Annotated in this window: 18 protein-coding genes; 15 read left to right on the plus strand and 3 right to left on the minus strand. The window is 69.5% G+C overall.

What is annotated here, in order from left to right; translation table 11 throughout:
* Window positions 1-16 precede the first annotated feature (16 nt).
* From RCR19_RS41680 to RCR19_RS41695, 4 genes are all read left to right on the plus strand, one after another.
* On the plus strand, window positions 17-1,603 hold the full coding sequence (locus RCR19_RS41680) for a methylmalonyl-CoA mutase family protein (RefSeq protein ID WP_331270294.1): 1,587 nt from the start codon (window positions 17-19) through the stop codon (window positions 1,601-1,603).
* Window positions 1,604-1,708: 105 nt separating this feature from the next.
* Window positions 1,709-3,283, plus strand: a complete 1,575-nt coding sequence (locus tag RCR19_RS41685) for an acyl-CoA carboxylase subunit beta (RefSeq protein WP_220295972.1) — start codon at window positions 1,709-1,711, stop codon at window positions 3,281-3,283.
* Window positions 3,284-3,309: 26 nt separating this feature from the next.
* Complete coding sequence (locus tag RCR19_RS41690; protein ID WP_331270295.1) at window positions 3,310-3,522, plus strand: acyl-CoA carboxylase epsilon subunit; 213 nt, start codon at window positions 3,310-3,312, stop codon at window positions 3,520-3,522.
* A 712-nt stretch (window positions 3,523-4,234) separates the two neighbouring features.
* Complete coding sequence (locus RCR19_RS41695) at window positions 4,235-4,477, plus strand: hypothetical protein (RefSeq protein WP_331270296.1); 243 nt, start codon at window positions 4,235-4,237, stop codon at window positions 4,475-4,477.
* A 155-nt stretch (window positions 4,478-4,632) separates the two neighbouring features.
* Here the strand turns inward: RCR19_RS41695 and RCR19_RS41700 are convergent, their stop codons facing one another.
* Window positions 4,633-5,634 (minus strand): fatty acid desaturase, encoded by a 1,002-nt coding sequence (locus RCR19_RS41700; protein WP_331270297.1) that lies wholly within the window; start codon window positions 5,632-5,634, stop codon window positions 4,633-4,635.
* Window positions 5,635-6,262: 628 nt separating this feature from the next.
* On the minus strand, window positions 6,263-7,057 hold the full coding sequence (locus tag RCR19_RS41705; RefSeq protein WP_331270298.1) for an SGNH/GDSL hydrolase family protein: 795 nt from the start codon (window positions 7,055-7,057) through the stop codon (window positions 6,263-6,265).
* A gap of 478 nt (window positions 7,058-7,535) precedes the next feature.
* Here RCR19_RS41705 and lpdA point away from each other — a divergent pair, with 478 nt between their 5' ends.
* Complete coding sequence (gene lpdA, locus RCR19_RS41710) at window positions 7,536-8,948, plus strand: dihydrolipoyl dehydrogenase (RefSeq protein WP_331270299.1); 1,413 nt, start codon at window positions 7,536-7,538, stop codon at window positions 8,946-8,948.
* Window positions 8,949-9,118: 170 nt separating this feature from the next.
* Here the strand turns inward: lpdA and RCR19_RS41715 are convergent, their stop codons facing one another.
* Entirely contained in the window at window positions 9,119-11,071 is a 1,953-nt protein-coding gene (locus tag RCR19_RS41715) for a LamG-like jellyroll fold domain-containing protein (protein WP_331270300.1), read from the minus strand.
* 425 nt (window positions 11,072-11,496) lie between these two features.
* On the opposite strand from RCR19_RS41715, the gene RCR19_RS41720 reads away from it, so the two are divergent.
* The 10 genes from RCR19_RS41720 (at window position 11,497) to RCR19_RS41765 (ending at window position 22,521) form a co-directional block, all read left to right on the plus strand.
* Window positions 11,497-12,480: an alpha/beta hydrolase gene (locus RCR19_RS41720; protein WP_331270301.1), complete on the plus strand. Its 984-nt coding sequence runs from the start codon at window positions 11,497-11,499 to the stop codon at window positions 12,478-12,480.
* Between the two features lie 232 nt (window positions 12,481-12,712).
* Window positions 12,713-13,306: a TetR family transcriptional regulator gene (locus RCR19_RS41725; protein ID WP_331270302.1), complete on the plus strand. Its 594-nt coding sequence runs from the start codon at window positions 12,713-12,715 to the stop codon at window positions 13,304-13,306.
* A 514-nt stretch (window positions 13,307-13,820) separates the two neighbouring features.
* Window positions 13,821-14,660, plus strand: coding sequence for an SDR family oxidoreductase (locus RCR19_RS41730; protein ID WP_331270303.1), 840 nt, complete (start codon window positions 13,821-13,823; stop codon window positions 14,658-14,660).
* Between the two features lie 146 nt (window positions 14,661-14,806).
* Window positions 14,807-15,850: an aldo/keto reductase gene (locus RCR19_RS41735; RefSeq protein ID WP_331270304.1), complete on the plus strand. Its 1,044-nt coding sequence runs from the start codon at window positions 14,807-14,809 to the stop codon at window positions 15,848-15,850.
* A 272-nt stretch (window positions 15,851-16,122) separates the two neighbouring features.
* On the plus strand, window positions 16,123-18,858 hold the full coding sequence (locus RCR19_RS41740; protein ID WP_331270305.1) for a LuxR family transcriptional regulator: 2,736 nt from the start codon (window positions 16,123-16,125) through the stop codon (window positions 18,856-18,858).
* A gap of 128 nt (window positions 18,859-18,986) precedes the next feature.
* On the plus strand, window positions 18,987-19,568 hold the full coding sequence (locus tag RCR19_RS41745; protein ID WP_331270306.1) for a hypothetical protein: 582 nt from the start codon (window positions 18,987-18,989) through the stop codon (window positions 19,566-19,568).
* A 47-nt stretch (window positions 19,569-19,615) separates the two neighbouring features.
* On the plus strand, window positions 19,616-19,867 hold the full coding sequence (locus tag RCR19_RS41750) for a hypothetical protein (protein WP_331270307.1): 252 nt from the start codon (window positions 19,616-19,618) through the stop codon (window positions 19,865-19,867).
* A 29-nt stretch (window positions 19,868-19,896) separates the two neighbouring features.
* The gene (locus tag RCR19_RS41755) at window positions 19,897-20,385 is read left to right on the plus strand and encodes a hypothetical protein (RefSeq protein ID WP_331270308.1); all 489 of its coding nucleotides are present in this window, start codon (window positions 19,897-19,899) and stop codon (window positions 20,383-20,385) included.
* 16 nt (window positions 20,386-20,401) lie between these two features.
* Window positions 20,402-20,947 (plus strand): DUF3558 family protein, encoded by a 546-nt coding sequence (locus tag RCR19_RS41760; RefSeq protein WP_331270309.1) that lies wholly within the window; start codon window positions 20,402-20,404, stop codon window positions 20,945-20,947.
* Window positions 20,948-20,997: 50 nt separating this feature from the next.
* Complete coding sequence (locus RCR19_RS41765) at window positions 20,998-22,521, plus strand: hypothetical protein (protein WP_331270310.1); 1,524 nt, start codon at window positions 20,998-21,000, stop codon at window positions 22,519-22,521.
* The last annotated feature ends 20 nt before the right edge of the window (window positions 22,522-22,541 follow it).

Below are 22,541 nucleotides of genomic sequence, written 5' to 3' on the forward strand. Positions count from 1 at the left end.
CCGAAGGAGGTCCGGCGTGGGTTCCGTGACGCATGGCGAGTCCGGGCTGCCGATCCAGCCCCTCTACGACGGCTCCGCGCTGGGGGGCTTCGACGCGGAGGCCAAGCTGGGGACGCCGGGGCGGTACCCGTTCACCCGCGGTGTCTATCCGTCGATGTACACGGGCCGACCGTGGACGATGCGCCAGTACGCAGGATTCGGCACGGCGAAGGAGTCCAACGAGCGCTACCACGAGCTGGTGAGCGCCGGCACCGGCGGCCTGAGCGTGGCTTTCGACCTTCCGACGCAGATGGGCTACGACTCCGACGAGGCCATCGCCCGGGGCGAGGTCGGCAAGGTCGGCGTGGCGATCGACTCGATCGAGGACATGCGCACCCTGTTCCACGGTCTGCCCATGGCCAAGGTGTCGACGTCCATGACGATCAACGCGCCCGCGTCGACGCTCCTCCTGCTGTACCAGTTGGTCGCAGCCGAGCAGGGCATCGCCGGGGACCAGCTGACCGGCACGATCCAGAACGACGTACTCAAGGAGTACATCGCCCGCGGCACCTACATCTATCCACCGAAGCAGTCGCTACGGCTGATCAGCGACATCTTCGGCTACTGCCGCACCGAGATCCCCCGCTGGAACACGATCTCCATCTCCGGTTACCACATGGCCGAGGCAGGGGCCACGCCCGTTCAGGAGATCGCCTTCACCCTCGCCAACGCCAAGGAGTACGTGCGCACCGCGATCGCCGCGGGCCTGGACGTCGACGACTTCGCGCCCCGGCTGTCGTTCTTCTTCGTCGCGCGCACCACGCTCCTCGAGGAGATCGCGAAGTTCCGCGCCGCCCGCCGGATCTGGGCCCGCATCATGCGAGACGAGTTCAAGGCGAAGAACCCCAAATCACAGATGCTGCGCTTCCACACTCAGACCGCCGGCGTGCAGTTGACCGCGCAGCAGCCCGAGGTCAACCTCGTCCGGGTCGCCCTCCAGGGCCTGGGGGCGGTGCTCGGCGGGACGCAGTCCCTGCACACCAATTCCTACGACGAGGCCATCGCACTGCCGACCCAGAAGGCGGCGCGACTCGCCCTGCGCACCCAGCAGGTCATCGCCTACGAGACCGACGTGACCAGCACCGTCGACCCCTTCGCGGGTTCCTATGTGATGGAGTCGATGACCGACGACATCGAGGCGGCGGCTCTGGAACTGATCCGGGCCGTCGAGGACCGGGGCGGCGCCGTGGCCGCGATCGAGCAGGGCTTTCAGAAGTCCGAGATCGAGAAGTCCGCGTACCGGATCGCGCTGGAGATCGACAACCAGGAACGCACCGTCGTCGGGGTCAACAAGTTCGTTCTCGACGAGGAGGAGCCCTACGAGCCGCTGCGGGTCGACCCACAGATCGAGATCGACCAGTGCGAACGCCTCGAGGCCCTGCGCCGCGAGCGCGACAACGACGGGGTAGAACGGGCCCTCGACGCCCTGCGCGCGGCGGCCGGGAGCACCGGCAACGTCCTGATCCCGATGCGCGAGGCCCTGCGACTTCGCGCCACGGTCGGCGAGGTCTCCCACGCCCTGCGCGACGTGTGGGGTGTGTACGTACCCGTCGACACCTTCTGATCCGAGGCGACGGCTCCCCTGTCCAGGAGCGGGCCCAACGGCATCGACGGACCCCCACGGTTCTGTCCCACCGGAAATGCGCACACTTCGAGAAGCGAGTCACCAGTGAGCGACATAGACATCCGAACGACCGCGGGCAAGCTCGCGGACCTGCAGCGCCGTGTGCAGGAGGCGACGCATGCCGGCTCGGAGCGTGCCGTGGAGAAGCAGCACGCCAAGGGCAAGCTGACGGCCCGTGAACGGATCCTGCTGCTGCTGGACGAGGACTCCTTCGTCGAACTCGACGAGTTTGCCCGCCACCGCTCCACCAACTTCGGCCTGGAACACAACCGCCCCTACGGAGACGGCGTCGTCACCGGCTACGGCACCCTCGACGGCCGCCCCGTCGCCGTGTTCTCCCAGGACTTCACCGTCTTCGGCGGCGCCCTCGGCGAGGTCTACGGACAGAAGATCGTCAAAGTCATGGACTTCGCCCTCAAGACCGGCTGCCCCGTCATCGGCATCAACGACTCCGGCGGCGCCCGCATCCAGGAAGGCGTCGCCTCCCTCGGCGCCTACGGCGAGATCTTCCGCCGCAACACCCACGCCTCCGGCGTCATCCCCCAGATCAGCCTCGTCGTCGGCCCCTGCGCAGGCGGCGCCGTCTACTCCCCCGCCATCACCGACTTCACCGTCATGGTCGACCAGACCTCCCACATGTTCATCACCGGCCCCGACGTCATCAAGACCGTCACCGGCGAAGACGTCGGCTTCGAAGAACTCGGCGGCGCCCGCACCCACAACACCGCCTCCGGCGTCGCCCACCACATGGCCGGCGACGAGAAGGACGCCATCGACTACGTCAAACAACTACTGTCCTACCTGCCCTCCAACAACCTCTCCGAGCCCCCCGCCTACACCGAGGAAGCCGACCTCACCGTCACCGACGAGGACCGCGAACTCGACACCCTCGTCCCCGACAGCGCCAACCAGCCCTACGACATGCACACGGTGATCGAACACATCCTGGACGACACCGAATTCTTCGAGACCCAGCCCCTGTTCGCCCCGAACATCCTCACCGGCTTCGGCCGCGTCGAAGGCCACCCCGTCGGCATCGTCGCCAACCAGCCCATGCAGTACGCCGGCTGCCTCGACATCAACGCCTCCGAAAAAGCCGCCCGCTTCGTCCGCACCTGCGACGCCTTCAACGTCCCCGTCATCACCTTCGTCGACGTCCCCGGCTTCCTCCCCGGCGTCGACCAGGAACACACCGGCATCATCCGCCGCGGCGCCAAACTCATCTACGCCTACGCCGAAGCCACCGTCCCCCTCATCACCGTCATCACCCGCAAAGCCTTCGGCGGCGCCTACGACGTCATGGGCTCCAAACACCTCGGCGCCGACCTCAACCTCGCCTGGCCCACCGCCCAGATCGCCGTCATGGGCGCCCAGGGCGCCGTCAACATCCTCCACCGCCGCACCATCGCCGAAGCCGACGACCCCGACACCACCCGCACCCGCCTCATCCAGGAATACGAGGACACCCTCCTCAACCCCTACATCGCCGCCGAACGCGGCTACATCGACGCCGTCATCACCCCCTCCGACACCCGCCGCCACATCACCCGCGGCCTGCGCCAACTCCGCACCAAACGCGAAACCCTGCCCCCCAAGAAACACGGCAACATCCCCCTCTGACCCCCACCCCACCCCAGGGACACGACATGACGATCAAAGTCGTACGGGGCAACCCCACCCCCGAGGAGCTCGCCGCCGCACTCGCGGTCGTCCGAGCCCGCGCCGCGGCGGCAACCACACCACCGCCCGGCGCGACGGCCTCACACGACCTGTGGGCGGACCGCAGACGCACCATCTGCCGGCCCGGCCTTCCTCGGCCCTCCGCCATGGCATGGCGCAGCACGTACTGGCCCCGCTGAGGGGTTCACGACTTCCGCTGCCGCCGCCTGAAGGCGGTGGAAGGTCGACGTCAGCCGACCACGGCGCCGGACCCGGGCTCGACTGCTCGGCGGCGGACCGCACATCGAGCCGATCCCTGATCGGCGTCGTCGGCGTGCCCCACGGACACACCGCCCGCGCAGTCCGACCCGTCTCCACCGGGCTTGACAGTGGCACAGGCATACCTGTAGCTGGCCTTGAGTACCTCCGCCGCCCGCCTCGGGGGCATCACCGAACCGGTCGGTCGCCGGCGCGGTAGAGCCCGGGCGAACCTCATTCGACGGCGGACTGCCGGTACTCGACGTGTCCTTGGGGGGGAAGCTCATCATGGTCAGGACAGCGCGAGTATCGGCATTGGTGGCGCTGGCAGTTGCGTTGTCGGGGGGCTGTATCTCCGGCGGGGCACCGGAGTCCGGCTCCCCCAGCAGCCAGGGGCCCGATGCTCAGGTGCCTGCCCATTCGCGTCTGCCCGCGAGCACCGCCGCCCCCTCCCGTCTCGTTCGGTGCGGTGCGGGAGAGGCCTATGGCCGACTCCCTTCGCGACCGCCACTCGACAGGGCCGATGTCGCCGTGGGGCCCTTGCGGTGGCCCGGCCTCAAGGGATGGAAGGATGGCCGACCGACGGACTTCGGAGGACGTACGGCGGGCGGCTGGCACTACAAGATCGGCGCTGAGCTCGAGCGAGGCTCGGTGGTGACGGTCTCTGTGGCGCCCGAGGCGCGGCAGCGCGTCGGCTTGGGCTATGGCCAGGAAGAGGGCTACTCGCCCACCGCTGAGGTGACCTTCAGCGCGTGCCCGGACGCGGACACGGTCTATGTCGGCGGCTTCTTCGTCCACGGCGACGGCCGCTTCTGCCTCCCGCTCGACGTCCGCGTGGGCAATGGCCCACCGAAGAGAATCCTGATCTCCGTGTTCAGCGGTGACTGCCGGGCCTGAGCACCGTGCAGGCGCGGAGGGCCGGCTTCACACCACCCAACGGGGCAGGGACCGCCCCATCGTGGGCAAACCGATGGGGTCGGTCCATCCGAATCCCCCCGAGAGCGGAAGCCCCTACGGGTCGTCGAGTGCCGCCCCTGCCGCCCGCAGGGATGTCAGACCGCGGGCCGGCGCGGGTCGGCCGCTTCGGGAAGCAGTCGGGCGCCGATACGGTCCGCGCTCGGCCAGCGCACGTCGTGGACCCAGCGCAGCTTCTCGAATACCCAGATGAGGCGTGCCGACGGGTCGAGCTGGCCCGGCAGGACGCCGTGGCGCGCGCCCGTGGGGTCGGCGTGATGTGAGTTGTGCCAGCTCTCGCCGAAGGACAGCAGCGCGAGCGGCCAGAAGTTGGTGGCCTTGTCCCGGCTGAGGAACGGGCGCTTGCCCGCGACATGGCAGACCGAGTTCACCGACCACGTGACGTGGTGCAGCAGCGCCATCCGGATCACGCCGGCCCAGAAGAACCCGGTCAGCGCACCGGTCCAGGTGCCGGTGACAAGCCCGCCGACCAGCGCCGGGAACAGCAGTGAGAAGACGGTCAGCGGCCCGAAGAGCCGACCGACGAGCCGCAGGTCGGGATCGGCGGCGATGTCGGGCGCGAACCTGGCGCGATTGCTCAGCTCGCGCTTCAGCATCCACCCGATGTGCGCGTGCAGAAGCCCCTTGAGCAGCGCGCGGGTGTCGGTCCCGTAGCGCCAGGGCGAGTGCGGGTCGCCCTCCCGGTCGGAGAAGGCGTGGTGGCGGCGGTGGTTGGCCACCCACTGGACCGGCGAACCTTCGACGCCCAGCGAACCGGCGACGGCCAGGGCGATCCGCAGTCCTCGCCGTGCCTTGAACGAGCGATGCGTGAAGAGACGGTGATAACCGACCGTGAGGCCGAAGCCGGAGACGAGGTAGGCAACCACCGCCATGCCGATGTCCAGCGCGGACAGGCCCCAGCCCCACACGAACGGCACCACGGCGATCAGGCAGATCGGCGGGCCGACGACGAAGATCCACATCGCCACCCCCGCCGCGGCCGTCTGCGGGGCGTCGAGCAGAGGTTTGACCTCGGCCGCGGTCTCGGCGTCGCGTTCGGCGACGGCCTGTTCAGCGCGGTCAGCGTCGCTCGGGGTCATCGATTCCTCGCCGTTGCTCGAGCCGATTCGGACAGGGTGCCGGAACGGCGGGATCATGCGCACCTGTGCGCGCTCGAGAGCCCATTCGCCGGCCCACGGCAGAGGATCCCACCGGCCGGCATCCGCGCAGGTCGTCGCCGGTGTCCGGGGTGTGAACGTCGCGAGACCGAATTACCTTCGGCACACCTGGCAGGCGGGCGGCCGGGCGTTCCCGATGCGCCACCGGACACCGTCCGGCATTCGGGCCGGCGGTCCTCCTCATGCCCGGCCGGGAATCACGTGGGCCCTGCGGCTGAGCACCCGTGCCGCCAAGGCCGGCTCCACCTTCGACTCCATCCGTGCGCGATGTCCTCAACCGGACCATCCGCAAGCTCGAATCGAACCACCCCGAGATGACTGCGAGTTCGAACTCCACGTCCGCACCGCGAAAGAGACGCTCGGCCATCGACTGACGCGGCACGATTTTCAGGAGGGAACCGTCAAGCCGGGAACGTGGGGCCCGGGTCCGAGGTCGAGCCGAGTGGCGGAGTCACGCCGCATCAACCGTGTCGGGGCGGCATCTGGTGGATCTGCGCCACGGCCTCTGCCCGCCTCACCTGGCGGACAGAGGCCTGTCATGTGAGACGGATCAACTGTTGGCGTTGAAGACCGGGTAGTAGCCGCTCGAGTGACCGGTGGCGGTGGGGTGGTAGGACTCCCAGCTCGGCGAGACGACCAGGGAGTGCAGCCAGCCGTTCCCGGAGCAGAGCTCGTGGCCGGTGAATGCCCCGCGCACGTCGCCGAAGACGAAGCCGTGGGCGGCCGCCCTGGCGGCGATGACGTTGTCGAGGACGTCCGCGGCCTCGTCGATCTTGCGGTGCTTGGTGTCACTGAGGCCGACGCAGAAGACGTTCAGGGTGTACATGCGCGGATAGCCGAGGACGACCACCTTGGCGTTGGGTGCTTTGGCGCGGATCGCGTTGTAGGTGGCGTCCAGACGGGCGGGGAGCGTGTTCTGGGCGTAGCTCTCGGCCTGGCTGACCCGGTTGACGCAGTCGGTGTCCGAACCGGCCACGCAGGTGGTCATGACATCGGAGAAGCCCGCGTCATTGCCGCCGATGGTGAGGGAGACGAGTCCGGTGGCGGAGTTCAGGGGGCCGAGCTGGCCGTTCGTCACATCGGTGGTGACCGCACCGGAGCAGGAGGTGTCGGCGAACGAGGAGGGGGCGTGGGCGTTCTTCCACAGATAGGGGTAGGCGCTGAAGCTGCGGTGGCAGTTACCGCTCGAACTGTCGTAGTTTCCGGCGCCGTTGCCTGCTGAGTACGAGTCCCCCAGCGCAACGTACGCGGGTCCGGCGGCTTCTGCCGGACCGGTCATCACCAGGCTGAACATCAGCGCGAGGCTCAGCGTGGCAAGGGCCGAAAGCGACTTGATGCGTCTCACATGACCTCCCTGAGCGGGAAAGCTGGCCCTCATTTGGTACAACAGGCAACCACCCAAGGGAAGTGTCCATGTCAAAGATTCTTCCCGCGTAGATGTCCCGTTCATGCCATCAGCGAGCGGCATTGGAACAGACCGCAGAAAAGGTCATGGTTGCGGCTGTGAGCAGCACTCAAACCTGTCGGCGGCGACTGGAAATTGACTGGAAACTGACGTTCCGTCAATCAGCGACCACGCATCGGACACGTGCCGACGAACAGGCCTTGCCGACACCGAAGGGCCCCCTCCAGGTCACCCAGGACCGTTCCTCATCCGCCGTTGGGCGCGCCCCTCCGTCGCGCGCGATGGTCCGACGGGCCGCCACCGCACAAACGCCTCGCCCCCGCCACGCCGGTGCGCCGGGTGCCGAGGCGGCGGAGGCTGCGACGGTGCGAAAGAATCCGCTGTGCACCCACAAGGGCAGATACGGGAAGGAACCCTTATGAACGTGCGGGACGAGCACTTCGACGTCGTTGTACTCGGTGCGGGCGTCGGTGGATACGTGGCCGCGATCCGCGCTGCCCAACTGGGCAAACGCGTCGCCGTCGTCGAGGAGAAGTACTGGGGCGGCGTCTGCCTGAACGTGGGCTGCATCCCCTCGAAGGCCTTGCTCCGCAACGCCGAACTGGCACACGTCTTCACCCACGAGGCGAAGACGTTCGGCATCAGGGTCGACGGCCAGGTCTCGTTCGACTACGGCGAGGCGTACCGGCGCAGCCGCCGGGTCGCCGACGGGCGGATCAAGGGGGTGCACTACCTGATGAAGAAGAACCAGATCACGGAGATCGACGGCCGTGGCACCTTCCTCGACCCGCACACCCTCCAGGTGGCGGGCAACGACGGCTCTTCCCGCACCGTCCGCTTCGACCACTGCATCATCGCGACGGGCGCCACGCCCAAGTTGCTGCCCGGCACTCGACGCAGCGAACGCGTGGTGACATACGAGGAGCAGATCCTCGCCGAGGACCTGCCGCGGTCCATCGTCATCGCGGGGGCCGGTGCCATCGGCATCGAGTTCGCCTACGTCCTGCACAACTACGGTGTGAAGGTGACCGTGGTCGAGTTCCTGGACCGGATCGCGCCGCTGGAGGACGTCGAGGTCTCCGCCGAACTGGCGCGCCAGTACCGCAAGCTGGGCATCGATGTGCTCCCCTCCACCCGCGTCGACGCCATCGACGAGTCCGGTCCGCAGGTGCGCGTCACGGTCACCGCCAAGGACGGCTCCCAGCAGGTCCTGGAGGCCGACAAGGTGCTTCAGGCGATCGGCTTCGCGCCCAACCTCACCGGCTACGGCCTTGAGAACACCGGCGTGCGGGTCACCGAGCGTGGAGCGATCGACGTCGACGGCCGCTGCCGGACGTCCGTCCCCCACATCTTCGCCATCGGAGACGTCACCGCCAAGCTCATGCTCGCGCACGCCGCCGAGGCCATGGGCGTGGTCGCGGCCGAGACCATCGCGGACGCGGAGACCATGGAGCTGAACTATGTGATGATCCCGCGCGCCACCTACTGCCAGCCGCAGATCGCCAGCTTCGGCTACACCGAGGCCCAGGCCCGCGAGCAGGGTTACGACGTGAAGGTCGCCAAGTTCCCCTTCAGCGCCAATGGCAAGGCGCACGGCCTGGGCGACCCGACCGGCTTCGTCAAGCTGATCAGCGACGCCAAGTACGGTGAACTGATCGGCGGCCACCTCATCGGTCCGGACGTCACCGAACTGCTGCCCGAACTGACTCTGGCCCAGCAGTGGGATCTGACCGTGCACGAGGTGGCCCGTAACGTCCACGCCCATCCGACCCTCGGCGAAGCGGTCAAGGAGGCGGTGCACGGCCTGGCCGGCCACATGATCAACTTCTAGCCGGGGGAACGACCGGGCGGACGCACCGCCGTTCGCGCTCACCGACGGCACGGAGCCGCTGCCCCCGAGCCGGCAAGGCAACGGCTCCGTCGTCGGGCCCGCACCGGGACCGTGACCCTCCTGGCGAGCGTCCCGTCCCCGGCGGTGCGCCGGGGACGGGACGGACCGCCTTACTTGTGGGTCAGGAACTCCTTCGTGGAGAGGGCGCGGTTGACGATGCGGATGTCACCGACGTTGCCGTGGAAGACGATGTCGACGGCGCCCGCGCTCTCGTGGCCGCCCACCAGCCAGGGCAGTCCGAGCGAGGTGAGGCCGATCGACTCGCGGTTCGGGTTGTCGACGACCGGGGCGCCCTCGACGTACAGCTTCGTGTAGCGGCCGTCGTTGACGACGGCGAGGTGCCACCACTTGAGCTCGACCAGGCCGTGACCCCAGTTGGTCGTCGGGTAGGTGTCGTTCAGCGGGTAGTGGTTGAACTGCGGCTCACGCCCGTTGTTCGAGATGGCGAACTGGACCAGGGGCTCGTTCGGGTCGGTGTTCTTGCCGTGCTTGCCAGCGTCGCCGGCCGAACCACGGCGGCTGAGTATCGCCGCCCAGCCGTTGTTGCCCGCGTCCCAGTCCAGCGGCATCATCACGAACGTCTCGATGGTGTACCCGGACTTGAACGTCTCGGCGTTCAGCGGAGCCTTCGCGCCGGTGGTCAGGTACGTGCCGTGGAGCGGGTTGCGTCCACCGACGAACTTCAGGCTGGCGTGGGCCGGCTGGTCGGGGTGGTGGTCGGCGGACCAGGTCAGGGCGTCGGCGGCCGTGCCCGGCAGGGTCACCACCGTCAGGTCGTTGCCCTTGCCGGACAGGTCGTGGATCGTCTGGCCCGCGGTGAGCGCGGTGCCGGGAGCGCCCTGCCCGTCGAAACGCCAGTACGCCATCGTGCCCTTGACCAGCTCCCGGGCGGCCGGACGAGCGGGCCGGACCGGCACCGGGATGAAGCTCGAGAACCGCTTCTCGAAGTCGATCGGCATCGAGAAGTTGTCGACCGGGCCGGTGATACGGGCGTGCTCGGCGGCCAGCTCGGTGCGGGACTCGGGGTCCTGCGCCAGGATCCACGGGTTGATCGTCTCGACGTCGATCGTGTTCCGGGTGAGATCGAAGTGGTACAGCCGGATCATGCCGCCACCACCGAAGTACCGGTTCTGGTAGTTCGTGATGTGCATGTGGACGTCGTTGCCGGCGGCGTTCTTCTTGGTCGTACGCGCGGGCGGCCAGTAGTGACCGTTGAGGGTCAGGAAGATCTGGTCATTGTCGTTGATCAGCTTGTCCCAGACCGTCTCACCGTAGCCGGAGAGCACGGCGTTGTTCTCCGGGTCGCCGGACTCGTACGGGAAAACGTTGTCATCGTAGTTCGAGTAGACGAGGTCGTGCGTCGTGAGGATCACCGGCATCTTCGGGTGGGCCTTGATGACGTCGTTCGCCCACGCGAAGCCCTGGTCGGTGGTCCGCCAGTCCATGGCCAGCACCAGCCACGAGTGCCCGGCCGCCTGGAAGATGTGCGCGGTGTTGTAGCCGGTCGGGTCGGACCCGGCGAACGTCTTGGAACGCTTGAAGCGCTGCGGACCCATGGTCTGCAGGTACGGCGTGTCACCACGGCTGTCGTCGCCGCTGACGTCGTGGTTGCCGGCCAGCACGCTGTACGCGGCACCGTGCGCGTCCAGAAGGGCGAAGGCCTTGTCGACCTGCTTGAACGACAACGGGTCGGCGTCCTGGGTCATGTCACCGAGGTGCGCCATGAACACGATGTTGTTGTCGGGGTTCCCGCTGTTGTCGATGATGTAGCGGAACGACTCCTCCTGCGGCGTCCGGTTGACGCTGTCCTGGCTCCCCCAGTACAGGAACTGGGTGTCAGGCATGACCGCGAGGGTGAACTGGAGGGCGGTCGGATCCGGTCTCCACGTCCCGGTCTTGCCGCTCTTGGCGGCGTCGGCGGCGAACGCGGGGGTTCCGCCGAGAACGGACGCGCCGGTTCCCACCGTTGCCGCTCCCGCACCGGCCAATGCCGCGTTGCGCAGAAAACCTCGACGGCTGTGTCCGGTCGACTCCTGGGACGGAGTGTCACCGTGAATGGACATAGGGGCCCTTCCCGGGTTGATAGTTCAAACAGGAACGACGCTAGTCAGAAGCGCTGCAAGCTGGGCAGCCGCAGGATGACGAACGAAGATCAGGTGTCTGTCCAGGACTGAAAGGCCCAGCCAAGTCATGAAGGGATGCCGATCTCCCGATGAGCGGACAGTGACCAGCAGGAGTCGAGGCCCGACCGGCAACCGGTTGCGACGGAAAACGATGTAGCGCGGAACGGCAGCGGCTTCACGGCCGCCGCGCCCCGAAGCGGACACCCCGCCCTGCGGGTCCACCACCCAGGGGACTCGCTTGCCGAATCGGCAAACGCACTCGTCGTCGGCGCGGCGACCTCCGCATGATCGGTGTCGAGCCCCCGGATCGGCCGCACGTCGGACCATCCGGGCACCCAGCAGACAGACGGACCTGAAGGAGTCACATGTCGCGGCACGTCGCGGAGACCGCACACCGGCTGATCCCCTCGCCGGGAGGCCGGATCCACCTCGTGGAGCAGGGCACCGGGCCGCTGGTCCTGCTCGTCCACGGTTTCCCGGAGTCCTGGTACTCCTGGCGCCACCAGCTGCCGGTGCTCGCCGCCGCGGGATACCGCGCGGTCGCCATCGATGTACGCGGCTACGGCCGCTCCTCCAAGCCGACCGCGACCGACGCGTACCGGATGCTCGACCTGGTGGAGGACAACGTCGCCGTAGTGCACGCCCTGGGCGAGGAGTCCGCCGTGGTCATCGGCCACGACTGGGGCGCCACCATCGCCGCGAACTCGGCGCTCCTGCGGCCCGAGGTCTTCCGCGCAGTGGGACTGCTGAGCGTCCCCTACACCCCGCGCGGTGGACCTCGCCCAAGCGAGCTGTTCGCCCGGATGGGGGGCGACGAGGAGTTCTACGTCTCGTACTTCCAGGAGCCGGGCCGCGCCGAGGCCGAGATGGAGCCCGATGTACGCGGCTGGCTCGCGGGCTTCTACGCGGCCCTTTCCGCCGACACCATGCCCGCGCCCGGCGCCCCCGACCCGCACTTCGTCGGGAGGAAGGGCGGCACGCTGCGCGACCGGTTCCCCGTCGGCCGGCAGCCCGCCTGGCTCAGTGACGAGGAGCTCGACGTCTACGCCGGGGAGTTCGAACGCACCGGCATGACCGGAGCGCTCGCCCGCTACCGCAACATGGACCGCGACTGGGAGGATCTAGCCGATTTCGACGGCGCCCCCATCACCCAGCCGTCCCTGTTCATCGGCGGCGGCCTGGACGCCTCGACGACATGGCTGGCTGACGCGATCAAGGCGTACCCGGTCACGCTGCCCGGCCTTGTCGACTCCCATCTCCTCGACGACTGCGGGCACTGGATCCAGCAGGAACGCGCCGCGGAGGTCAACCGGCTCCTGACCGACTGGCTCGCCGCACTGCCCGTCTGACACACACAGGCGTGCCGCTCGGACAGGAACGCCTTCGTCCGGTCGGCGAGCCCGTCCGGCACCGATCGCCGACACACCGGAGCCTTGATCCGCACGCTCCGGGAGCCCGCAGGACGATCATCAGGCAGCGATACCCGGTCCGGGGAGGCGCCCGGACCGGTCCGGCGGTGGACCCTTGCACACCGCATGACCGCCCGTGGCAACCATCCGGTTGGATTGTTAGGGTGGGTGGATGCCGTACGACTCCGCAGCCACTCGTGCCCGCCTTCTTGACGCGGCCTATCACGAGTTCTCCGAGCGCGGGCTGGCCGGCGCCCGTGTCGACCGGATCGCGGCCGCGGCGTCGGCCAACAAGCAGGCCATCTATGCCTACTTCGGGTCCAAGGACAACCTCTTCGACGCGGTGCTGAGCGACCGGCTCAGCGTGCTCGCCGACACCGCGCCGTACACGCCCGACGATCTGCCGGGCTACGCGGGCGCACTCTTCGACGCCCTCAACGCCAATCCGGATCTGCTGCGCCTGACCCGCTGGCGTGGGCTCGAACGCGACGACGCCACTCCGGGCGAGATCGACTCCCATCTGGAGAAGGCGGTCGCGTTGCGCACGGCGTTGGGCCTGCCGGACGACCGGACGGCCATCGACGTGCTCGAGGTCGTGGTGGCGATCAGCACGGCGTGGACCGGGGTTCCCGAAGGCCTGCGGGCCGTCGGGGGCGAGGATCCCGTCGAGCGCCAGGCCGCCCACCGAGCGGTGGTGATCGCCGCCGTCGGAGCCATCTGTCAGTCGCTGGGCGGCAGCGGGACCCCGGCCGACACCGCGCAGTAGTCGAACAGCTCTCCTGAGCCTCGACATCGCGCGACCGGGGCGGTCCGCCTCGGCCGGCGGTGACAGAACCACTCGCCCGTCGCGTCGGCCGCGCGCCCGTCCGATGCGACCGGCCACGCCTGGGTCGCAGGTGCCTGGCTGATGTCGTCCGGTGCCCCCGGCCCGCCCATTCGGGTCGGCGCCCAACCCCGCTCCAGGGCATTCGACCGCACCCCCGGTCAATGCCGCGGGACACCGCAAGCGAAGGCACGTCGAAGAGCTTGCGGTCCGAGTACGCCTGAGCAGCCTGCCGGCGCCGGCGATCCCACTGCGGATCACCGCGGTCGGGCCGGCCGCCCTGGTGCGGGGCGCGAGACGCGTGACGGACACCCGGGCGGCTCTCCCGTCCACCGAGGACGTGCTGGTCCTGCAGAACGACGCGGTGTCACCATACAACCAACTGGATGGTTGACTTTCGCGCTCACCCTTCGCTAGCTTCCAACCATCCAGTTGGATTGAAAACGAAGAGGTCGAGATGACTCAGTGGTTGGTGACGGGAGCGTCCGCCGGGATAGGACGCGCGGTGACCGAACAGCTCCTGGCGGCGGGGCACCGTGTGGCGGCGACGGCCCGGGACGCCGCGCGCCTCGAGGACGTGCGGAGGTCGTACCCGGGGGCGGTCTGGACCGCGGACCTGGACATGACCGACACCGCGGCGATACGCGCGGTCGTCACTCGGGCGTTCGAGGAGCTGGGCCGGATCGACGTGGTGTTCTCCAATGCCGGCCGCGGCGCGGTCGGGGCGGCCGAGGAGCTCACCGACGAGGCGATCGCCGAGCAGGTCGCGGTCAATATGACCGGCCCGATCCAGCTCGTACGGGCGGTGCTGCCGCATCTGCGGGCCCAGGGCGGCGGGCGGATCATCCAGACCTCCACGATGGGCGCGCAGATCAGCAGTCCGGGTGCCAGCATGTACCACGCCTCGAAGTGGGGCGTCGAGGGCTTCCTCGAGTCGATCATCGGTGAGGTCGCACCGTTCGGCATCGGCATCACGATGGTCGAACCGGGCAGCGTACGGACCGGGTTCGGGGCCGCGCTGTCGATCGCCGAGGCGGACCCCGCTTACGCCGGCACCCCGGTCGGCCAGGTCCGCCAGTTCATCGAGGGGTCGGGCGGGAACCTGACGGGCGCTGCGCCAGGCGATCCGGCGCGGGTCGCCGCCGCGATCATCGCATCCGCGTCGACTCGGCCCGCCCCGCGCCGACTGGTCCTCGGAAGCGACGCCTACCAAGCCGTCCGTGCCGCACTGTCGGGCCGTCTTCGCGAAGTCGAGGCCGGTGGCGCCCTGGCCGCCTCGACCGACTTCCCGGCATGAGCACGCCCGGGCTACGCACAGGTGCGGCCCACGTCCCGCCGCGACTCCGTCCCACCAGCCGACGACATGTTCCCCGAGTGCCCGACCCGGGCCGCCCGCCCACATATCGCTCCCCGCACGACTGACCACGTTCTGGAGATCAACAGATGAACCTCACCGACTTCCGTACGCTCGGCCGCACCGGCCTCCGCGTCAGCCCGCTCGCCCTGGGCACGATGACCTTCGGCGACCCGTCCTGGGGCGCCGACGAGCCCACCTCGGTCGAGATCCTCGACCGCTACCTGGACGCGGGCGGCAACTTCATCGACACGGCCAACCGCTACATGGACGGCGCATCCGAGCGTGTCATCGGCACCTACCTCGGCAAGCACCCCGGTCTGCGGGACCGGCTGGTGATCGCGACCAAGTTCGCGCTGACCATGGACGCGGACGATCCGAACAACGGCGGCACGGGTCGCAAGGCGATCCGGCGGCACGTCGACGAGTCGTTGGCCCGGCTCGGCACCGACTACCTCGACCTGTACTGGCAGCACAACTGGGACCGGCACACCCCGCTCGAGGAGACCATCTCCACGTTGGACGATCTGGTGCGCGAGGGGAAGGTGCGCTACGTCGGCCTGTCCGACACCCCGGCCTGGGCCGTGGCGCGCATGGCCACCCTGGCCGAATGGCGCGGCTGGACCCCGATCGCCGCCATCCAGGTCGAATACAGCCTCCTGGAGCGCACATCGGAGGGCGAACTCTTCGGGGCCGCACGGGAACTGGGACTGGGCGTGATGCCGTGGAGTCCGCTGGCCAACGGGGTCCTGACCGGCAAGTACACCCGGGAGAACCCCAACCCGGCCGGGTCCGGACGCGGGATGTTCGTCGGCCGGCACCTCAACGAGCGAACCTGGTCACTGCTCGACGCGCTCGGCCGGATCGCCGCAACACATGACACCACGGTCGCCGCGGTGGCACTGGCGTGGGTGCAACAGCAACAGCCGGTGACGTCGACCATCGTAGGAGCGCGTACGGTCGGCCAACTGGCCGCGAACCTCGCCTCGCTCGAGGTCGCACTGACTCCGGGCGAGCTGGCCGAGCTCGACGGGTTGACCGTCCCGGATCTGAACTTCCCGGTGCCCTTCCTGCGTGACTTCGGCGTTCCGGCGCAGCAGGGCGCAACGACGATCAACGGGTTGAGTGCTTGAGGGAACCACTCGATCCCGCACCACGGTGGAACGCATCGTCGTCGACCCCCTCAACGCGTGGGAGCGGCCCCCCGACGCAGGACGGGTCGCGCAGCATCGGACCACCACCGGCTGCCACGCGCCCCCCTGTTACGCGGGCACGGTCGACGACTGTCCCCTCAGGGACATGACTGCGGCCCGCACGGTCGCCCCGAGGCAGCCCGCGTCTCGGACCTGTCTCCGAGCACCGGGGTGGCGCCCTCCTCAAGGACGCCGAACACTATGCTGGGATCGTGGCTTTGGTGTTCGGTCGGGACGCCGTGCTGGAACAGGCGTGGGAGTCGCTCGTCCAGGGTGATCCCGTGCTACTCGCAGGGCCGGCCGGGATAGGCAAGAGTGCCATCTGGCGCGAACTGGTGGACAGGGCACGTCAAGAGGACTGGCTGGTCCTGACGTGCGCTCCTGCGGAGTCGGAATCATCGCTGGCGCTGGCGGCCCTGGCCGACCTGCTGCGACCCCTCGCCCGACAGGTGGCCGACCTGCCGGGTCCCCAGCGGGCGGCGGCCGAGGCGGCACTGCTCACCGCGAACGCCGGCACGGATGTGGACGAGCGGGCACTGGCCGCCGCGACACGGTCCCTGCTGGACAGTGCCGCGGCGTCGGACCGCCGGGTCGTGGTGGCCGTGGACGATGCCCCTTGGCTGGACCCGGCCAGCGAACGGGCGTTGAGGTATGCGTTGCGGCGGGTTCCGGGCCCGGCGATCCTGGTCAGCGCACGCAGCGACGCCACCGCAGGGACACCGTTGGAGCTGGATCGTCTGCCGGGACGCATGCGCCGGATCGAAGTGGAGCCGCTCGGCGTCGGGGCACTGCACCACGTGCTGCGGGATCGTCTGGACGTCACGCTCAGCCGCCCGTTGCTGGCCCGCATAACCCGGGACTCCGGTGGAAACCCGCTGCTGGCGATGGAGTTGGCCCGCGCGGTCCGGCGACTGCCCAGGCTGCCCTCCCCCGGCGAGGACCTGCCCTTCCCCGCCACGATGACCCGGGTGCTGGCCGACACCGTGAGCGCACTGCCGCCGGCCGGCCGGGACGCCATTCGGCTGGCGGCCCTGCTGTCCGTGGCGAATCTGCGTGATCTGCAGGCCGCCGGGGTCGAGCTCAGCGCCTTCGACGAGGCGGAGGACGCCCGCCTGCTGACCCTTGCCGGAAGCACGGTGCACTTCACTCACCCGCTCTACGCCGCCGCGGTCCGTGCGGACATGCCGGCGGGACTCCGTCGCCGACTGCACCGCCGCTTGGCGGACGTCGTCGCGGACCCGGACGAGCGTGCCCGTCAGCTCGCGCTGTGCGTGGTGGCACCGGACGCCACGGTCGCCGCCGAACTCGCGGCCTCGGCGGAACGGCAGCGACGCCGGGGCGCCCCGCAGATCGCCGCCGCCCTGTACGAGCAGTCCGCACGACTGACACCTTCGCAGTCCACGGGAGACCAGTGCCGCCGTCGGCTGGCGGCCGCCCGCTGTCACTACGACAGCGGCGACTACCGCGCCGCCGCGAAGGCGGCGACCCTGGTCGCCGAGGCACGCGGTGGCGACCGGAAGGCGGAGGCGTTACTCCTGCGCGCGGAAGTGGCCTGGAGCGCCGACGAACCGCTCTCGGTCGCCGCCCGAACGGCCGAACGGGCGCTGGCCGCGGCACCGGACGCCTCACCGCTGGCCGGTCGCATCCACGCCTATCTGAGCCTGTTCCACGACTCACCCGAACTCGCCCGGCGCCACGCGGACGATGCCTGCAAGCTGCTTGCCGACACCTCACCGGAGGACGCCGAGCTGCTGTCGGGGTCGTTGCTGCAACTGTTCTTCAACGAGATCCGCGGCGGGCACGCCCCCAGGCTGGAGCTGCTGAACCGCGCTCTCGCGCTGGAGGGAGAACGCCCCTCCTGGCTGGGCGGCACCATCCCCGCGATCTGGTGGAGATCCGTCGACGAACACGACAAGGCCAGGAGCCGTCTCAACGACATGCTCGACCGGGCCACCGCGTTCGGCGACGAACCGGGGCAGCACGAGCTGCTGACACACCTGGGCGAGACCGAACTGGTCGCCGGGCAATACGAGGCCGCGGCCCGCACGATCGCCGCCGCCCGGGATCTCGGCGAACAACTCGGCACCGGACTCGTGGGCGAGACCTGGCTGGTCGGTCTGCTCGACGCACACCGCGGCGACGTGGAGCGCGCCCGGAAGGTGGCGGAAGCGGGGCTGCGACGCGCCGAGGCCGTCGACGACCCATGGGCGCGTCGCATCCATCTCGCCCTGACCGCGTTCACCGCCCTGTCCGACGGCCGTGCCGGCGACGCCGCGGAGGCCTATCGGGCCCTGGCCGCAGAGGCGGACGCGACGGGCCTGGTCGAGCCGCTGTCACAACGCTTCGAGCCGGACTGGATCGAGGCGTGCGCCGCCGTCGGCGACCTTGAGACCGCCCGCCGCGTACTCGATCGGCTCGCCGAACGGCATGAACGGTTGCCCCGCCCGTGGACGACGCTGGGCCTCGCGCGCAGCCGGGCCCTGCTGGCCGCGGCACAGGGGGACGACGCCAGCGAGGCGGTCGCCAGGCTGGAGGAGATGAGGGCTTCGGTCTCCCCGCACGTGCTTCCGCTGGATCGCGCGCGCTGCCTGCTGGTCGCGGGGGTGGTCCACCGACGGGCCAAGCGCAGACGTGCCGCGCGTGTCGCGCTCGACGGGGCGGCCGCCGAGTTCGGCGCGATCGGCGCGATGGCCTTCGAGCGACGCGCCAGGGCCGAACTCGCCCGGATCGGGGGCCGTGCGCCGGCCTCGGCGGAGTTGAGCCCCACCGAGGAGCGCGTGGCCGCGCTGGCCGCCCAGGGGCAGACCAACCGGGCCATCGCGGACGCGTTGTTCATCAGCCCGAAGACCGTCGAGGCGAATCTGGCGCGGGTCTACCAGAAGCTCGGGATCTCCAGCCGCGCCGAACTCGGCGGGGCCATGGCACGGCGGGGCGGGGTCAATCCGTAGGGAAACACCCGATTCCCCGGCGATCCGATCGCCCTAGCGTCGATGCCATGACCAGGCGGCCCGCACGACGCGGTGACGGATCCGCGCCGCGGCCTCCTGTGACGGCGCTATCCATGGGGGAACCAGAAGTGAAACGCCGATCCCTGACAGCAGTCCTCATCGTGTCGGTGGCCCTCGCGGCCTCCGCCTGCGACTCATCGGCACCGGCCACCCCGGGGCCCGCCGACAAGCCCTCGGCCGCCGCCTCGAACCCGGCGGCCCTGGCCTCCGGCGACCGGTCCCCCGTCCCCACCCCGACCCCCACCGGTACCGCCGGCGGTGCGGCGGCCCGAGGCGCGGACGCGGACCCGTGCGGTGTGCTCAAGCCCGGCGAAGTCACCCCGGTCATCGAAGAGAACGACGGCGGGCGTCCCTCCCCCGTCTCCAAGAACGCGTGCATGTGGCTGACTTCGGCCGGAGGTCCCGGGATGACCGTCCTTCTCGGTCCGTCCGGTTCGGCCGCGTCCTTCGCGTCCGACTCCGAGTTCAACGAACCCGGGCCCGACGGGATCCGTTTCGACCCCTTCGACACCGGCCTGCGGGCGCACTTCGTGGCGGCCGACCGTTCGTGCGTGATCGAGGTGATCTCGGGCTCGCGTGGCAAGCCCGAGCGGTCGACCCTGGTCCGGCTGGCCGGTCTGGTCCGCGGCCGGACGCGCGGCAATACATAGGGAAACACCTGATTCGACAGCGACCCGATCGGCCTAGCGTCGATCCTGTGACCAGGCGACTCTTCGCGGTGGAACGCTACGACGACTCCGGTCGCGGAAGCGCGTGGCAACCGCCGCTGCCCGTCGCCGCCGCGGTACACCTGATCGCCGCGGTGCAGCTGCCTGCCGACGAGGTCGTTCTGGCGCTCGTCGAGGGCCCGGACGCCGATGTCGTCGCCGCGGCCATGGCCGAGGTCGGCTGGCCCGCCGATCGCATCAACCCAGCAGTCTGGCTTCATCCATGGGGGGAACAGAAGTGAAGCGCACGACCCTGACAACCTTCTTGATCGTGTCCTTGGCCCTGGCGGCCTCGGCATGCGACTCGTCGTCGGCGACGTCGGCCGCCGGCGACAAGACTTCCGGCGGCCGGGCCTCCGCCGCCGCGACCACGGCGGGCGACACAAAGCAGGGCGCGACGGTCGACGCCTGCACCCTGCTCGAGCCCGGGGAGGTCACGCCGATCATCGGCAAGAACGACGGCGGCCGGCCCACCTCGGGGGTGGGAGACAGCGTGTGCGGATGGGAGAACCCGGACACCTACCACTCGGTCACGGTCAGCGTCGGCGGGCCGGGCACGGCCGCTTCGGGGCAGATCAAGGACGAACCCGGCGTCAGCAGCGAACCGGGACCCGACGGAATCCGCTTCCTCAGCGGCGGTGTCGCGCGCTTCGCCGCGGGTGACCGCGACTGCCAGGTCCAGGTCGTCACCGGCGCGGGGGGCGACGACGACCGGTCGACCGCCGTCAAGCTGGTCGGTCTGCTCCGCGACCGGATCTGAGAGAGGACGACCCGTCATGCGCCGCACGGCGATCGCCGTATCTCTGCTCCTGGCCACGGTGACCGGGTGTGCCGACGAGGCCGCCCCGGCACCCGCCGTCACGGTCACCGCGACCAAGACCGCACCCGCATCCCCGGGTGAAGCCGCACCGCCGAGTCCGGGCACGGCCCCGGCCGCCCCGGCGGAGGCCGGTGTGAAGGCGTGCGAACTCCTGCCGAAGAAGGACGCAGAAGCCCTCGCGAAGACCCCGCTCGACGCAGGTGTCGAGGGTCCCGAGACCAGCCCCAGCTGCATGTACACCGGACCGGTCACCGGACCGTTGGCCCAGGTCGAGATCTACCTCGGCGACGGAGCCAAGAAGTACTACGACATCGACCGCAAGCTGAACCACAAGTTCACGCCGGTCACCGGCGTCGGCGAGGAAGGTTACGCCGAGGACAACGCGGTCTTCTTCCGCAAGGCCACGACGTGGGTGGCGATCCGGCTGGTCCGGCTCAACGACCCCGCGGTCAACCGCGAGCCGCTGCAGAACCTGGCACGCCAGGTAGCGGCGCGCATGTGAGCGGAGTTCCGGACGGTGCGAGCACCGCATGCCATCAAGGAGCTTGGTCCATGCACGACCATCTGACAGGACGGCTCGGCGCCGCGGCCGGAGCCCTTCTCCTCCTCGTGATGCTGGCCGGCTGCACATCGGCCGGCGGTACCACAGGACACGCTCGTGAGACCTCGGCAGCCGACGGAAGCAGGCCCGAGGGTGGAGACACCACAGCAGCCGCCCTCACCTACGGAGCCGGACCTGTCGAGGTCCGGTCGGTGACCTATCAGTCCGACGTGGTCCTCGTCGAGGGCGGAGCGGGTGCGATCCGGTCCGCCAGTCCGGACGGGCTGACCTGGACGATCGACGGGCAGGCCGCCGGTGCGTCCGACGTCGAGGTCGGAAAGGTCATGTACGTCACCAGCAGGGCGGTCGGACGGGTCGTCCGGATTCGGCCGGAGGGCGGCGATCTCGCCGTGACACTGGCGCCGGTATCGCTCACCGAGGTCTTCCGCGACGCACACTTCCACACCGACCGGAAGATCGACCCGAGCGCCACCCTGTACCAGGAGGTACCCGATCGGCCGGGAGCCGTGTCCGTCCCGGCGGGCGCCGCCCACTCGGCCGCCCCTTCGGCGAGTACGGCAGCCGTCACGGCGCGGCCGGCGGCCCTGACCCGAAACGCCGGTGCGGTCGTCTCCCTGGGCAGGCCCCGGTTCGTCTCTGCCGACGCGGATCGGCTGCCACCGGCCCGGGAGAACAGCGTCACCTGGAGCCACGGAGGGTGGGAGGTGCAGCCGGAGTCCTCGCCCGGGGAACTTGGACTGAAGATCGGTCACGAGGCAGGCGACGGGCTCAAGGCCTTCATCGACTTCTCGCTGCACACCAGCGACCTCCGCGTCCGGTCCGACGTCTCGATATCGAACGGCAGGATGGGATCCGGATCCACCTTCGTGGTCGAGGGAGTCGACGGCTTCTCGATCGACATCTCCGCCGGTGCCGCAAACGGCGCGGACGACAACAAGAAGATCCGGGTGGAGGTCCCCGTCGAACTGACCGTCCCCGTGCTGCCTGGCGAGCCGCTGATGTACAGCAACACCTGGAAGTTCGTCGTGGGCACCGCGCTCAGCGGCAAGAACACCACGGTGACGGCCGGGGGGACATGGCGGCTCGACGGCCCACTCGGCATCGTGGACGGCAAGTTGGTGACACCCCGGCTGACCGTGGTGAAGCCCATCATGGACTCGATCGGCGGGGTCTCCGTCGGCGTCAGCGGCGTCGCCGCCGCGGTCGAGGCCAAGTTCCAGCTCGGCCTGGGCATTCCCGCCGCCTTCGCCGGACCCTATGCCAAGTTCGTCATGGACACGGGCGTGGCCAACGGCTCCGCACTCGGCTCTCCGCTCGCCCGGTGCAGATCGGCGCGGCTGGATGCCAAGGCCGGTGCGGGGTTCGGCCTCACGGTGTCGTCGGAGGTACTCAAGGCACTCCGGAAACTACTTCCGGCGGGCGCGAAGATCGAAACCGAGAGCGAAAGCCTGAAGCCGTACTTCAGCGCTTCCCAGACCCTTCCGAACGTCCCGCTGTGCGTCGGCTCGAGCTGAACTCCGGTGGCAGGACGGGC

This window comes from Streptomyces sp. WAC07094, assembly GCF_036320405.1.
GTDB lineage: Bacteria > Actinomycetota > Actinomycetes > Streptomycetales > Streptomycetaceae > Streptomyces > Streptomyces lannensis.